The 13,775-nt window shown below is 70.7% G+C and carries 13 protein-coding genes; 6 read left to right on the top strand and 7 right to left on the bottom strand.

Annotation, left to right across the window (positions count from 1 at the left end; all coding sequences use genetic code 11):
• The first annotated feature begins 8 nt into the window (after window positions 1-8).
• Window positions 9-1,427 (top strand): 3' terminal RNA ribose 2'-O-methyltransferase Hen1, encoded by a 1,419-nt coding sequence (locus ACZ6SD_RS12925; protein ID WP_465317110.1) that lies wholly within the window; start codon window positions 9-11, stop codon window positions 1,425-1,427.
• Window positions 1,427-3,946 carry a polynucleotide kinase-phosphatase gene (locus ACZ6SD_RS12930; protein ID WP_465317111.1) on the top strand — a complete coding sequence of 840 codons (2,520 nt, stop codon included), beginning with the start codon at window positions 1,427-1,429 and terminating at the stop codon, window positions 3,944-3,946. Before ACZ6SD_RS12925 ends, ACZ6SD_RS12930 begins: the two co-directional genes overlap by 1 nt.
• Before the next feature lie 49 nt (window positions 3,947-3,995).
• Here ACZ6SD_RS12930 and ACZ6SD_RS12935 read toward each other — a convergent pair whose 3' ends face one another.
• Together ACZ6SD_RS12935 and mca are read right to left on the bottom strand one after the other, a co-directional pair.
• Window positions 3,996-4,205 carry a hypothetical protein gene (locus tag ACZ6SD_RS12935; RefSeq protein WP_465317173.1) on the bottom strand — a complete coding sequence of 70 codons (210 nt, stop codon included), beginning with the start codon at window positions 4,203-4,205 and terminating at the stop codon, window positions 3,996-3,998.
• Between the two features lie 38 nt (window positions 4,206-4,243).
• Entirely contained in the window at window positions 4,244-5,125 is an 882-nt protein-coding gene (mca, locus tag ACZ6SD_RS12940; RefSeq protein ID WP_465317112.1) for a mycothiol conjugate amidase Mca, read from the bottom strand.
• A 129-nt stretch (window positions 5,126-5,254) separates the two neighbouring features.
• On the opposite strand from mca, the gene ACZ6SD_RS12945 reads away from it, so the two are divergent.
• Together ACZ6SD_RS12945 and greA are read left to right on the top strand one after the other, a co-directional pair.
• Entirely contained in the window at window positions 5,255-5,695 is a 441-nt protein-coding gene (locus ACZ6SD_RS12945) for a DUF4307 domain-containing protein (protein WP_465317113.1), read from the top strand.
• Between the two features lie 177 nt (window positions 5,696-5,872).
• Window positions 5,873-6,370, top strand: coding sequence for a transcription elongation factor GreA (greA, locus tag ACZ6SD_RS12950; protein WP_465317114.1), 498 nt, complete (start codon window positions 5,873-5,875; stop codon window positions 6,368-6,370).
• A 233-nt stretch (window positions 6,371-6,603) separates the two neighbouring features.
• On the opposite strand, the gene ACZ6SD_RS12955 is transcribed toward greA, so the two are convergent.
• On the bottom strand, window positions 6,604-7,134 hold the full coding sequence (locus tag ACZ6SD_RS12955; protein WP_465317115.1) for an Lrp/AsnC family transcriptional regulator: 531 nt from the start codon (window positions 7,132-7,134) through the stop codon (window positions 6,604-6,606).
• 117 nt (window positions 7,135-7,251) lie between these two features.
• Here ACZ6SD_RS12955 and hppD point away from each other — a divergent pair, with 117 nt between their 5' ends.
• Both hppD and ACZ6SD_RS12965 read left to right on the top strand, forming a co-directional pair.
• On the top strand, window positions 7,252-8,454 hold the full coding sequence (gene hppD / locus ACZ6SD_RS12960; RefSeq protein ID WP_465317116.1) for a 4-hydroxyphenylpyruvate dioxygenase: 1,203 nt from the start codon (window positions 7,252-7,254) through the stop codon (window positions 8,452-8,454).
• A gap of 88 nt (window positions 8,455-8,542) precedes the next feature.
• Window positions 8,543-8,809 carry a hypothetical protein gene (locus tag ACZ6SD_RS12965; protein ID WP_465317117.1) on the top strand — a complete coding sequence of 89 codons (267 nt, stop codon included), beginning with the start codon at window positions 8,543-8,545 and terminating at the stop codon, window positions 8,807-8,809.
• A 58-nt stretch (window positions 8,810-8,867) separates the two neighbouring features.
• On the opposite strand, the gene ACZ6SD_RS12970 is transcribed toward ACZ6SD_RS12965, so the two are convergent.
• The 4 genes from ACZ6SD_RS12970 to ACZ6SD_RS12985 all read right to left on the bottom strand — a co-directional run bounded on the left by ACZ6SD_RS12970 (window position 8,868) and on the right by ACZ6SD_RS12985 (window position 13,615).
• Window positions 8,868-10,040: a cystathionine gamma-synthase gene (locus ACZ6SD_RS12970; RefSeq protein ID WP_465317118.1), complete on the bottom strand. Its 1,173-nt coding sequence runs from the start codon at window positions 10,038-10,040 to the stop codon at window positions 8,868-8,870.
• Window positions 10,041-10,145: 105 nt separating this feature from the next.
• Window positions 10,146-10,727: a hypothetical protein gene (locus ACZ6SD_RS12975; RefSeq protein WP_465317119.1), complete on the bottom strand. Its 582-nt coding sequence runs from the start codon at window positions 10,725-10,727 to the stop codon at window positions 10,146-10,148.
• A 122-nt stretch (window positions 10,728-10,849) separates the two neighbouring features.
• Entirely contained in the window at window positions 10,850-12,133 is a 1,284-nt protein-coding gene (locus ACZ6SD_RS12980) for a hypothetical protein (RefSeq protein ID WP_465317120.1), read from the bottom strand.
• A 105-nt stretch (window positions 12,134-12,238) separates the two neighbouring features.
• Window positions 12,239-13,615: a cystathionine beta-synthase gene (locus tag ACZ6SD_RS12985; protein WP_465317121.1), complete on the bottom strand. Its 1,377-nt coding sequence runs from the start codon at window positions 13,613-13,615 to the stop codon at window positions 12,239-12,241.
• Window positions 13,616-13,775: the final 160 nt, after the last annotated feature.

Below are 13,775 nucleotides of genomic sequence, written 5' to 3' on the forward strand. Positions count from 1 at the left end.
CTTCCCCGGTGCTGCTGACCCTGACCACGACCATCCGGCCCGCGACCGATCTGGGTTACCTGCTGTTCAAGCATCCGGAGAAGGCGCAGGCGTTCTCGACCGCCGCGGGCGCGGCCCACGTGTTCTACCCCGCCGCCGACGAGGACGTGTGCACGGTCGCGCTGCTGGTGGAGGTCGACCCGGTCGAGCGGCCACGCGACGGGCAGCACGTCACCGACCGCCCGTACGCGGCTGGGTCGCAGCTCGCGGTGGCCTTGGCCGCGGTGTTCCGCACGGCCATGACCGGCCGCTGCGACGCCCGACCGGAGCTGGCCAAGCAGCCGATTCCGTTGTCCATCCGGGTCCCGGCGACCTCGTGCCGGGGCGGGGCGGCGCTCGCGGAGCGGCTGTTCGCGCCGCTGGGCTGGCGGGTCGACGCGCGGCCGGTGCCGCTGGACCCCGAGTTCCCCGACTGGGGCGACTCGCGCTACCTGGATCTGCGGCTCGACGGGGAGGCGCGGGTGGCCGACGCGCTCAAGCACCTGTACGTGCTGCTGCCGGTGATGGACGACACCAAGCACTACTGGGTCGCCGAGGACGAGGTCCAGAAGCTGCTGCGCGCGGGCGCTGGCTGGCTCGCCGGGCACCCCGAGCGCGATCTGATCAGCGCCCGCTACCTCGCTCACCAGGGCGGATACGTGCGCACGGCGCTGGCGCGGCTCGCCGAACTGGACGAAACGAGCGCGGAAAGCCTGGACAACGCCTTGGCGGAGCCGGTGGCCGCATCTGGCGGGGCGTCCGCTTCGGACGACGCCCGGACAGAACCCGTGAACACCCCGGCGCCGCTGGCCGTCCCCCGTCGACAGGCGGTGCTCGCCGCGCTGCGCGAGGTCGGCGCGCGGCGGGTGCTCGACCTGGGCTGCGGCGGCGGGGCGCTGTTGCGCGACCTGCTGGCCGACCCGTCGTTCACCGAGATCGTCGGAACCGACGTGTCCTCGGGCGCGCTGGCCGCGGCGGAGCGGCGGCTGGGCCTGGACCGGCTGCCCGACCGCACGCGCGAGCGGCTCACGCTGCGGCAGTCATCGCTGACCTACACCGACCCGTCGCTGGCGGGCTACGACGCGGCGGTGCTGATGGAGGTCGTCGAGCACGTAGACCCGAACAGGCTGCCTGCGCTGGAACGGGCCGTGTTCGGTACCGCGAGGCCCGCGCATATCGTGGTGACCACGCCGAACGTGGAGTACAACGCGCTGTTCCCCGCGCTGCCCGCCGGGCAGGCACGGCACCCCGACCACCGGTTCGAGTGGACCCGCGCGGAGTTCCGCGAGTGGGCCGACGCGGTCGCCGGGCGGCGCGGCTACACGGTCCGGTTTTCCCCGGTCGGACCGGAAGACCCGGACCTCGGCCCGCCGACGCAGCTCGCTCTGTTCTCCCGCAAGGAGGCGTGATGGACCTGGCCATTCCCGACATGGCGCTCGTGGTGCTCATCGGCGCCTCGGGCTCGGGCAAATCGACCTTCGCGCGCAAGCACTTCCTGCCGACGCAGGTCCTGTCCAGCGACTACTTCCGCGGCTTGGTCAGCGACGACGAGAACGACCAGTCCGCGACCGTGCCCGCGTTCGAGGCGCTGCACTACGTGGCCGGGAAACGCTTGGCCGCAGGGCGAATTACGGTCGTGGACGCGACGAACACGCAGCGGGAGCCGCGCGCGCAGCTCGTGCGGCTCGCCCGCGAGCACGACGTGCTGCCGGTGGCGATCGTGCTGGACCTGCCGGAGTCGACGTGCGTGCGGCGCAACGCCGAGCGCCCGGACCGCGACTTCGGCGCGCGGGTGGTCAAGCGGCACGTGTCCGAGCTGCGGCGCTCGCTGGGCTCGTTGCGGCGCGAGGGTTTCCGGCACGTGCACGTGCTCTCGGACGAGTCCGAAGTGGACTCGGCGCGGATCGTGGTCGAGCCGCTGCGCAACGATCTGCGCGGCGAGACCGGCCCGTTCGACGTGATCGGCGACGTGCACGGCTGCCGCGCGGAGTTGGAGGAGCTGCTGGACGCCCTGGGCTACGCGATCGACCGGGACGCGGACGGGCGCGCGGTCGGCGCGCGGCACCCGCTGGGCAGGCGCGTGGTGTTCGTCGGCGACCTGGTCGACCGCGGCCCGGACACCCCGGGCGTGCTGCGGCTGGCGATGGGGATGGTCGAGGCTGGCACGGCGCTGGCGGTGTGCGGAAACCACGAGCAGAAACTCGTGCGGGCGTTGCGCGGCAAGAAGGTCACCGTCGCGCACGGCCTAGGCGAGTCGCTGGCGCAGCTAGCCGAGGAGCCCGCCGAGTACCGCGCGCGGGTGGAAGCCTTCTGCGACAGGCTGATCGGGCACTACGTGCTCGACGGCGGCAAGCTCGTCGTCGCGCACGCGGGCCTGCCGGAGCGCTACCACGGCCGCGCGTCCGGCCGAGTGCGTGCCTTCGCGCTCTATGGCGACACCACCGGCGAGACCGACGAGTACGGCCTGCCGGTGCGGTATCCGTGGGCGAACGACTACCGCGGTAGCGCGACAGTCCTGTATGGACATACACCGGTGCCGGAAGCCGAGTGGGTCAACGGAACTATGTGCCTGGACACCGGGTGTGTGTTCGGCGGCAAGCTCACCGCGCTGCGGTACCCGGAGCGCGAAGTGGTGTCGGTGAAGGCGCACGAGGTCTGGTACGAGCCGGTGCGCCCGCTGGCCCCGGAGCCGGTCGCCGACCGCGAGCCGACCGCCCTCGCGCTGAGCGACGTCGTCGGCAAGCGCGTGGTGGAAACCGCTGTGCTGGGCCAGGTCACGGTGCGCGGCGAGCAGGCCGCGGCGGCGCTGGAGGTGATGAGCCGGTTCGCGGTGGACCCGCGCTGGCTGCTGTACCTGCCGCCGACGATGGCCCCCGCGGAGACGCGTCCGGACGGGACCGTGCTGGAGCACCCACGGGAGGCGTTCGCCGGTTTCGGCGGCATTCCCGTGCTGTGCGAGGAGAAGCACATGGGCTCCCGCGCCGTCGTCCTGGTCACCCGCGACCCGGAGGTGGCCCCGCGCCGCTTCGGCATCGAGGGCGACGGCGCCGTGCACACCCGCACCGGCCGCCCGTTCTTCGACGCCGCCCTGACCGCGCGGCTGCTCACCCGCGTCCGCGCGGCCGCGGCGGGCCTGTGGGACGAGTTGGGCACCGATTGGCTGCTGCTCGACGCGGAACTGCTGCCGTGGAGCGCCAAAGCGGGCGAGCTGATCACGTCGCAGTACGCGTCGGTGGGCGCGGCGGCCGAATCCGCCCTGCCGGTAGCCCTGTCGGCGCTGTCCGCCGCCGCCGACCGAGGCGTGCCCGTCGCGGACCTGGTGGCGCGCACGGAATCCCGCGCGGCGAACGTCGCCGCCTTCCGCACCGCCTACCGCCGCTACTGCTGGCCGACCGCCGGTCTGGACGGTGTCCGCCTGGCCCCGTTCCAGCTCTTGGCGGCCGAGGGCGCCACCTTCCACGACCGCCCGCACACCTGGCACCTGACGGTCGCCGAGCGGCTGCGCGCGGCGGACCCCGACCTGTTCACCCCCACCCGAACCCTCGCGGTGGACACCGCGGACCCGGAGTCGGTCGCCGCGGGTATCCGCTGGTGGGAGGACCTGACCGAGGCGGGCGGCGAAGGCATGGTGGTGAAACCGGCGGCCAACCTGGTCCGCGCGGGCCGCAAACCGGTTCAGCCCGGCGTCAAAGTCCGCGGCCGCGAGTACCTGCGCCTCATCTACGGCCCCGACTACACCGAACCGGACAACCTGGCGCGGCTGCGCGACCGCAAACTGGGCCACAAACGCTCCCAAGCCCTGCGCGAATACGCGCTCGGCCTCGAAGCCCTCGACCGCGTCACCCGCGGCGAGCCGCTGTGGCGCGTCCACGAGTGCGTCTTCGCGATCCTCGCCCTCGAATCCGAACCCGTCGACCCCCGCCTGTGAATGTGCCGGAGCCCCCACCCGCGGGCGGGTGGGGGCTCCGGGGCACGGCTCAGGCGGTCTTCTTGTCGTCCTCGGGCGGGTCGAAGCTCGCTGGGAGGCGCTTGAGGTGCTTGGTCATGGAGCGAATCAGGAACGCCACGGCCACGAAGAACAGGACCAGGATCAGAAAGCCCAGCGGGCTGGACTTGCCGAAGTCCTCGCCCTGGCCGCCGGGGTCGGCTGGGCGCGGCGGGGGCGGCTGCGTCTGGGTCAGGACCATCGGCACCGTGGCCGAGAGGTCCGGACCGGTCAGCTCGATCACAGGGACACCTTCTCGCTGATGCCGGAGAACAGGTCGTCCTCGGGCAGAGTGCTGTCCACCAGGGAGCGGACGAGTTCGTACTCCTCATAGGGCCACACCGCGCGCTGGATGTCCAGCGGGACGGCGAACCAGCGGCTCTCCGGATCGATCTGGGTGGCGTGGGCCAGGAGGGCGGCGTCGCGGACCTCGAAGTAGTCGGCGCACTCGACGCGGGTGGTGACCCGGTGGGCGATGTCGCCGCGGTCGGCTGGCCAGTTCTCCAGCCACTCGGTGTACGGGGACTCCAGGCCCGCGGCGATGACCGCCTCGTGCATGGCGACCAGGCGGGCGCGGGAGAAGCCGTGCGAGTAGTACAGCTTGAGCGGGGTCCAGGGCTCCCCGGCCTCCGGGTAGCGCTCCGGGTCGCCAGCGGCGTCGAACGCCGCGACCGAGACCTCGTGGCAGCGGATGTGGTCGGGGTGCGGGTAGCCGCCGTTCTCGTCGTAGGTGATGATCACGTGCGGCTTGAACTCGCGGACGGCCTCGACCAGCCGAGGCACGGACTCCTCCAGCGGCACCAGCGCGAAGCAGCCCTCGGGCAGCGGCGGCTTGGGGTCGCCCTCGGGCAGGCCGGAGTCCACGAAGCCGAGCCAACGGTGTTGCACGCCCAGGATCTCGGCGGCCTTGGCCATCTCCTGCCTGCGGACGGCCGGGATGTCCTCGGCGACGTCCGGGCGGTCCATGGCCGGGTTGAGGATGTCGCCGCGCTCGCCGCCGGTGCAGGTCACCACCATGACCTCGTGCCCCTCGGCCACGTAGCGGGCCATCGTCGCGGCGCCCTTGCTCGACTCGTCGTCCGGGTGGGCGTGGACCGCCATCAAACGCAGCTTCTCGGCCATGACCTCTCTCGGCCCCCTCCTGATACGTGGACTCCGCACGCGGCGGATACTCGACCCGGATAGTCGAACGCCCCCGGCGGGGCCCATTGTTCCCACCGGTCGGACAACCGCCCCCAGGAGGTCCCCGCGATGACCGTGGCCGGTCGAGCCCTACCGGAGGGCCGCTATGGGTCGACGCGCGCGCGCCGGTCCCCGCGGACCCTGCTCGTGCTGATCGTCTGCGGGCTGCTGGCGGGCGGGGTGGTGGCGTATCTCGGCTACAAGAACCTGGGGACCGCGCCGATCGAGGCGCAGCGGACCGCGTTCAGCAACCAGCCGGACAACCGGATGGAGCTGACCTTCGACGTGACCCGCACGACGCCCGACCGGCCCGCCGTCTGCATCGTGCGGGTCCGGGGGATTGACGGCACGGAGAACGGTCGCAAGGAGGTTTACATCGCGCCGGGCGAGCCGTCGGTGCGGGTGACGACGGTCATCCGGGGCGCGTCCGAGCCGGTGACAGCGGACGTTTTCGGTTGCTCTTACCAGGTTCCCGCCTACTTGTCCACAGATCAGCCGCCAACGGGGTGAACTGCGGCCTTAACGGCAGGGAAACGGACATTTCGGGCAGAGAGAAACCCCTGTTCGTGCTACCCTCGGCTACCTGCACGGCCCCTAGGAGGGCCGTGTTTTTTCCATTCCGGGCGCCCCACGAAGCCCGGGACTGCCTGGCCCGAAACCACGGGCCCGGAGTACGACGAGGAGTTGGTGACCGTGAGCGACACCCAGGTGACCTGGTTGACCCAGGAGGCCTACAACCGGCTCAAGCACGAGCTCGACGAGCTGATTGAGAACCGCCCGGTCATCGCGCAGAAGATCAACACCAGCCGCGAGGAAGGTGACCTCAAGGAAAACGGGGGTTACCACGCCGCCCGCGAGGAGCAGGGCCAGCAAGAGGCGCGCATCCGCCACCTGCAGGAGCTGCTGCGCGGAGCCAAGGTCGGCGAGGCCCCCGCCAACGACGGCGTCGCCGAGCCCGGGATGGTGCTGACGGTGCGCTACGACGGGGACGACGAGGAGGAGCAGTTCCTGCTCGCCACGCGTGAAGAGGGCGGCGGTGAGGGAGCGCTGGAGGTGTACTCGCCGGAGTCGCCGCTGGGGCGGGCGCTGCTCGGCGCCAAGGAGGGCGAGACGCGGGAGTACGAGCTGCCGAACGGGAAGACGCAGAAGGTGACTCTGCACAAGGCTGTGCCGTATAGCGGCTGATGCTGTTGCGAGGGCCGGTCTCCGTGGGGGCCGGCCCTTCGCATGCCCGGGGGGGGTTTGGGCGGTGGGGCTCGATTGGGTGGAGTGGTTTCTCTGGGGCCCCTACGAAGGAAGATCGCCGTGTGAAAGACGGGTGGGAAGCCTTCGGCCTCACACGCGCGGAGCCAGCTTAGCGATCTTCCTTCTCCCCCAGAGAAACCACTCCACCCAATCGAGCAGTTGGCGAGCGTTTCTTACGTTTGGTTGGCGGCGCGTTCCAGGAGGGGGCGGACTCTTGGGGGGACTGGGGTGGAGAGGGCTATTGAGGTTGAGGTTCTGCTGACCCACTCGACGTCTACTACCTGGTCTATGACTCGTTGTAGGTCGTCGTTGTCTTTGGCGACCATGCGGACTAGGAGGTCGCCTTGGCCGGTGGTGGCGTGGACTTCGCAGACCTCGTTGATCGCTCTTAGGCGGTTTGCCACCTCTGTGCGTTTGCCCTGGGCGATTTCCAGTACTGCGAAGGCGGTTAGGCCGTAGCCCATGGCCGTCAGGTCCAGGGCGGGTGGGAAGCCGGTGAGGACGCCACGCCGGTCCAGGCGGTCCAGGCGGGCTTGGACTGTTCCCCTGGCTACTCCTAGGCGCCTTGAGCATTCCAGGACGCCTAGGCGGGGCTCGTCGGTGAGGAGGAGCAGGAGGCGGGCGTCGAGAGCGTCCAAGGCGTCCAGGGGGCCTTCGGCGGGGTCGTTGGGCACTGGGGTGTACCTCCTGGGCAGAGTGACCATTTTGTTGAGGGTCCGTCGGGACAGACTAGGCAATATGACCAGTGAAATGACACCGTCTTGCGCAGGATGACTGGTCGGCACATGCTCGTCTTACCGCTGCGAAGGTAGGAGGACGTCATGACCGGCACCCTCGGTCACCGTGAGCCAGGGCTGGACGAGGTGAGCTACGACCAGCTCCGTCAGCTTGTCGGGCTGGTCGACTACGACGAGAGCCGGGACCCGTTCCCGGTGCACGCGATGGACGCGGTGGTGTTCGTGGTGGGCAATGCCACGCAGACCGCGCTGTTCTACCAAATCGCTTTCGGGATGCGGTTGGTCGCCTATAGCGGGCCGGAAACGGGGAATCGCGACCACAAGGCGTATGTGCTGGAGTCGGGGTCGGCGCGGTTCGTGGTCAAAGGCGGGGTTGACCCGGCCAGTCCGCTGCTCGACCACCACCGGGTGCATGGGGACGGGGTGGTTGACCTGGCGTTGTCGGTGCCCGATGTGGATCGGTGCGTCGCGCACGCGCGCAGGCAGGGGGCGACCATTCTGGATGAGCCGCACGATGTGTCCGATGAGAACGGGACGGTGCGGGTGGCCGCGATCGCGACCTATGGGCACACCCGGCACACACTGGTCGATCGGGCTCGGTATGACGGGCCGTATCTGCCGGGGTATGTGGCCGCCGAAGGGGCGGTTGCCCGGCCCCCGGACGCGCCCAAGCGGTTGTTTCAGGCCATCGACCACTGTGTGGGCAATGTCGAACTGGGACAGATGGACTACTGGGTCGACTGGTACAACCGCGTGATGGGCTTCGTGAACATGGCGGAGTTCGTCGGCGACGACATCGCCACCGAGTACTCGGCGCTGATGAGCAAGGTCGTGTCCAACGGCAACCACCGGGTCAAGTTCCCGCTGAACGAGCCCGCCGTCGCGAAGAAGAAGTCGCAGATCGACGAATACCTGGAGTTCTACGGCGGGCCGGGCTGCCAGCACATCGCGCTGGCCACCAACGACATCGTGACCACCGTCAAGGCCATGCGGGCGGCGGGGGTGGAGTTCCTTGACGTGCCCGACTCCTACTACGAGGACCCGGAGCTGCGGGCGCGGATCGGGTCGGTGCGGGTGCCCATTGACGTGCTCAAGGAGCACGCCATCCTGGTCGACCGCGACGAGGACGGGTACCTGTTGCAGATCTTCACCAAGCCGGTGGGCGACCGGCCGACGGTGTTCTTCGAGATGATCGAGCGGCACGGGTCGCTCGGGTTCGGCAAGGGCAACTTCAAGGCCCTGTTCGAGGCGATCGAGCGGGAGCAGGAGCGGCGGGGCAACCTCTGACGGCCGGTGCCGGGGGCCACACTCAGCGACTCCTCAGGTGGGGCGGGTACCCTCGTCGGCAGAAGTATTCAGGTGGGGAGAAACTGGCATGGCCCTCGGCACTCGGATCGCCGGTGCGGTCCCCCTCGCGGGCGCCGCGGCCGCGGCGTTGGTGCTGGCCGGGGTCGCGGTCTTCACCGTGGGCAGCGCGGGGTGCGCCAGCGCGGGCGAGTTCGTCCAGCGCGGCGCCGAACTGGAGCTGGTCGGCGGCTGTGTCGACCCGGCCGACCTGCCCCCGGCTCCCGGCGGACCGGAGATCGTGCCGGGGTCGCATCCCGGTTCGGCGGTCGAGCGCCTGCACCAGGTCCGCCCCTGATCCCAGACGACGACAACGGCCCCGCTCGGTGAGCGGGGCCGTTGGTCTGTGTCGGGGGTCAGCCGAGCGCGTCCAGCAGGTCGCCGACGAGGTCGGCGCCGTCCTCGATGCCGACCGACAGGCGCAGAATGTCACCCGCGACCTGCAACGGCGAGCCGGTGGTGCTCGCGTGCGTCATCTTGCCCGGGTGCTCGATCAGGGACTCGATGCCGCCGAGGGACTCGCCGAGGATGAACAGCTTGGTCCGCGCGGCGATGTCGAGAGCCGCCTGCTCGCCGCCCGCCACCGCGAAGGAGACCATGCCGCCGAAGCGGCGCATCTGCTTGGCGGCGATCTCGTGGCCGGGGTGCTCGGCCAGGCCAGGGTAGTAGACCTTGGTGACCCGGTTGTGGCTGACCAGCGCCTCCACGACCCGCTCGGCGTTGTCGCTGTGCCGCTCCATGCGCAGCGCCAGCGTCTTCGCCCCGCGCAGCACCAGCCACGAGTCGAACGGGCTGGGTACCGCGCCAGCGGCGTTGCGCAGGAAGGCGAACTTCTCGTGCAACTCCGGGTCCGAGGTGACCAGCGCGCCACCCACGACGTCGGAGTGCCCGCCGAGGTACTTGGTGGTGGAGTGCAGCACCACGTCGGCGCCCAGGCCGAGCGGGCTTTGCAGGTACGGGGTGGCGAAGGTGTTGTCGATGACCAGCTTCGCCCCGGCCTCGGCGGCGACCACGGCCAACGCGGCGATGTCGGCGATGCCCAGCAGCGGGTTCGTCGGCGTCTCCGACCAGATGACCTTGGTGTTGGGCCGCACGGCCGCCCGGGTGGCGGCGACGTCGGACAGGTCGACCGAGGTGTACTCAACCCCCCAGAGCGAGAGGACCTTGTCCAGCAGGCGGAAGGTGCCGCCATAGGCGTCGCTGCCGAGCACGACGTGGTCGCCCGGCCGGGTCATCGACCGCAGCGCGATATCGGCGGCGGCCATCCCGGAGGCGAACGCGAGCCCGAACTTACCGCCCTCCAGGGAAGCCAACGCTTCCTCCAACGCGGTCCGCGTCGGATTGGCGGTGCGCGAGTACTCATAGCCCCCGTCGCGGACGCCCCCGACCCCGTCCTGGGCGAAGGTCGAGGTCGCGTAGATCGGGACGATCACCGCGCCGGTCCGCGGATCGGGCTCTTGGCCCGCGTGGATCGCCCGGGTCTCGAAGCCCCACCGTGTCGCGTCCACAGGCGACATGTCTTCTGCCATGTGACCAGGCTACGGCCCTGGACCACCATGACCACGATGTGGGACTTATCCCACTTTCGGGAATGTCTGCCCACGATGGTGTATCGCGCCGCGCACCCGGTGTGCCTAGTAGCGCGGATACCCGCGCCGTCGTGGCGTCAGCCACCGGAACGTCGTCGGCAGCGCCGCGAACAGCAGCGTGATCGGCGAGACGATCAGCGCGATGGCGAGCAGGGTCGGGTACAGGACCTCGAAGCCGAACAGCAACTCGAAGTAGTAGCCGAAGCCGAAGGCGCTGAACACCTCGGAGACCACCGGCTCCAACAGCACCGACAGGATGCCCAGGAACGCCGCTATCAGCACGAGCACGGCGCCCGCCTTCAACCGGGCGAGCATGAGCGCGCCGCCGAGCATGACCATGGCCGCCACCACGAACCGGAGGACGAGGATCACCACCCCGCCGCCGGACAAGAAGTGCAGGCCGGGAACGCTGTCGAACGAGACCAGCAGGTGGATCGACGCCCAGGCCAGGCAGGCCGCCATCACCAGCGCGAACAGCAGCGCCACGATCGCGGTCGCGGGATTCGCTGGACGAGCGGGCGGCTGTGGCCAGCCACCCGGCGGATAGCCGCCCTGCGGATACCCGCCGTACGGATACGGCTGCTGCGGGTACGGCCCAGGCTGGTAGGGCTGCTGCGGATACCCCATGGCTTGTTCCCCTCCGAACGCGCGTGACGCCCTATGCGACTCGGGTCGCGCCCGAGTCGTTCCCCTCAGACGCCGATGGACCCCGACTCGGCGTCGGGGTCCATCGGCTGATCGTTAGCGCTTCACCACTGCTGGGGCGGCTGGCCCTGCGGCGGCTGGCCGTAACCCGGCTGACCGGGCGGCGGGCCGTAGCCCGGCGGGGGCTGCTGGCCGTACCCCGGCTGCTGCGGGGGCTGCCCGAAGCCGTGCTGCTGCGGCGGCGGCTGGCCGTAGCCCTGCGGCTGGCCGAAACCGCCGCTGGGCGGACCGCCGAAGCCACCGCCCTGACCGCCGGTCTGGCCGCCGAGCGGCGCGTCGGCGACGAGGAAGGGCTTGGTCTGCGGGAAGAAGTACAGCGCGCCCGCCGCCGCGATGAGCAGGCCGAAGATCAACGGGGTGACGGCCCGGCCGACGAACGCGTAGGACGCGCCGATCAGGATCGAGGCGAGCACCAGCACCGCGCCACCGCCGACGACCAGCAGGTGCGCGAACGCCGTCTTCCTGAGGAAGAGCAGCACCGCGCCCGCGATCGCCGCGGCCCCGCCGAGGATCTGCAGCAGCGAGTAGAACACGCCCGCGCCACCGCCGCTGAAGCCGCTGGACGCCGCGCCGCGCTCGCACTCGTCCTGGAAATCACCGAGCCCCGCGCAGGTTTCGGAGACACTGGGAACGCTCGCGAAATCCACCAGCAGGGTGATGGCCATGATCACCGCGATCAAGCCGAGCAGGGCGATCGCGCCCTGCACGATCATCGACACCATGGCCGTGTTGTTGCCCTGGCCGCCGTAGTTCGGCTGGGGGCCGAAGCCGCCCTGCTGGGCGAAGCCGCCCTGCTGCGGGTAGCCGCCCGGCTGGCCGTAGCCCGGCGGGGGCTGCTGGCCGTAGCCGCCTGGCTGCTGCTGCCCGTACTGCGGCTGGCCGTAGGGAGGCTGCGGCTGGCCGAAGCCGCCCGCTGGCGAGTCGGTCGCGCTGGGTGGTGGGGCGTACGGTGGCGCGGCCTGCGGGATCGAGCCGGGCTGCACGACCTGGGTGGCCTCGGGCTGGCTCGGGTTGGGGGCGCCCTGGCCGGGGCGCACGACCTGGGTGCGGTCGGAGCCCTCGTCCTCCTTGCCCGGGGTGTCCTGGCCGGGAACCGGCTGGCCCGGGCGGATGGCCTGGGTGCGTTCGACGCCGTCGGCCCCGGTGTTGGGGCCGGGCGGCGGGGCGTACTGCGGCTGATTCGGGTCCGGCTGCGGCGGCTGCGGCGCGGGCGGGTAGCCCGGTGGCTGGCCGTACTGCGGCTGCCCCTGGTCCTGGCCTGGCTGACCAGGCCACTGCGGGGGCTGACCGCCCTGCCACGGCTGATTGGGCGGCTGGGGAGAGCTCATCGGGTTTCCCACCCCTTTTGACCTGGAATGTCGTCTCGCATCGCCGGTAACGCTATCGGATGGCCTATCCCGCTGCGCGGCGCGCCGGACACCGTTCCCGGGTCGTCACCTGCCCGCGAGGAAACCCAGCAGGTCCTGCCTGGTCACCACGCCCGCGGGCTTGCCGTCGACCAGCACCAAGGCGCCGTCCGCGGCGGCGAGCGCGCTCATCGCCGCGGTCACCTGCTCGCCAGCGCCGATGGTGGGCAGTGGGCCGGACATGTGCCGGTCGAGCCGGTCGGCGAGGGCGGCCTTTCCGGTGAACAGGGCGTCGAGCAGGTCGCGTTCGTTGACCGCGCCGACGACCTCTGCGGCCATGACCGGCGGCTCCGCGTTGACCACGGGCATCTGGCTCACGCCGAACTCGCGCAGGATCGCCACCGCGTCGGCGACGGTCTCGGTGGGGTGGGCGTGGATGAACTCCGGCAGCGCGCCGGTCGCGCTCTTGCGCCGCAGGACGTCGCCGACCGTCGCGCCGGAGTGCTCGGGGGGCAGGAAGCCGTACTGGGCCATCCACGAGTCGTTGAAGACCTTCGACAGGTAGCCGCGGCCGCCGTCGGGCAGCAGCACGACCACGACGTCGTCGGGGCCGAGGCGCTGGGCCAGGCGCAGCGCCGCCGCGGCCGCCATGCCGCAGGAGCCGCCGACCAGCAGGCCCTCCTCGCGGGCGAGCCGCCGGGTGATCTCGAACGACTCCGCGTCGCTGACCGCGATGATCTCGTCGGCGATGTCACGGTCGTAGGTCTCGGGCCAGAAGTCCTCGCCGACGCCCTCGACCAGGTACGGGCGGCCGGTGCCGCCGGAGTAGACCGAGCCCTCGGGGTCCGCGCCGATGACCTTGACCCGGCCCTCGGAGACCTCTTTGAGGTAGCGGCCGGTGCCGCTGATCGTGCCGCCGGTGCCGACGCCCGCGACGAAGTGCGTGATCCGGCCATCGGTCTGCTTCCACAGCTCAGGGCCGGTGGAGGCGTAGTGGCTCGCCGGGTTCTCCTGGTTGGCGTACTGGTTGGGCTTCCAGGCGCCCTCGATCTCGCGGACGAGCCGGTCGGAGACGTTGTAGTAGGAGTCCGGGTGCTCGGGGGCCACCGCGGTCGGGCACACCACGACCTCGGCGCCGTAGGCCTTGAGGACGTTGCGCTTGTCCTCGCTGACCTTGTCCGGGCACACGAACACGCACTTGTAGCCCTTGCGCTGGGCGACCATGGCCAGCCCGACGCCGGTGTTGCCGGAGGTGGGCTCCACGATCGTGCCGCCCGGGCGCAACTCGCCGGACTTCTCCGCCGCCTCAACCATGCGCAGCGCGATACGGTCCTTCACGCTGCCGCCGGGGTTGAAGTACTCCACCTTGGCCAACACGGTCGGGGCCAGTCCCGCGGCGAGCGAGTTCAGCTTCACCAGCGGCGTGTCGCCGACAAGATCGATGATGTGCTCGACGTACTCCACCGGGGTCTCCTTTTGGGGTGATCACGTCCAGGACCTGCGATGCGGCCCTGTGACGCAGCCTAACCCGGCGGTATCCGAGCGCCAGGTTCGCGCCTCTTGGTAACAAGGAACCGGGGGGTCTCGCGATAGGTGATGAGTACCCGCTGGTGCGGGAGATGGT

The sequence above is a fragment of the Actinokineospora sp. NPDC051303 genome (genome assembly GCF_055586285.1).

Coding starts and splice junctions, on each gene's coding strand:
- ACZ6SD_RS12945 (WP_465317113.1), top strand. CDS start 5,255: ATGACCGTGGCCGGTCGAGCCCTACCGGAGGGCCGCTATGGGTCGACG.
- ACZ6SD_RS12965 (WP_465317117.1), top strand. CDS start 8,543: ATGGCCCTCGGCACTCGGATCGCCGGTGCGGTCCCCCTCGCGGGCGCC.
- ACZ6SD_RS12980 (WP_465317120.1), bottom strand. CDS start 12,133: ATGAGCTCTCCCCAGCCGCCCAATCAGCCGTGGCAGGGCGGTCAGCCC.
- ACZ6SD_RS12970 (WP_465317118.1), bottom strand. CDS start 10,040: ATGGCAGAAGACATGTCGCCTGTGGACGCGACACGGTGGGGCTTCGAG.
- ACZ6SD_RS12930 (WP_465317111.1), top strand. CDS start 1,427: ATGGACCTGGCCATTCCCGACATGGCGCTCGTGGTGCTCATCGGCGCC.
- hppD (WP_465317116.1), top strand. CDS start 7,252: ATGACCGGCACCCTCGGTCACCGTGAGCCAGGGCTGGACGAGGTGAGC.
- ACZ6SD_RS12955 (WP_465317115.1), bottom strand. CDS start 7,134: ATGGTCACTCTGCCCAGGAGGTACACCCCAGTGCCCAACGACCCCGCC.
- mca (WP_465317112.1), bottom strand. CDS start 5,125: ATGGCCGAGAAGCTGCGTTTGATGGCGGTCCACGCCCACCCGGACGAC.
- ACZ6SD_RS12935 (WP_465317173.1), bottom strand. CDS start 4,205: ATGGTCCTGACCCAGACGCAGCCGCCCCCGCCGCGCCCAGCCGACCCC.
- ACZ6SD_RS12975 (WP_465317119.1), bottom strand. CDS start 10,727: ATGGGGTATCCGCAGCAGCCCTACCAGCCTGGGCCGTACCCGCAGCAG.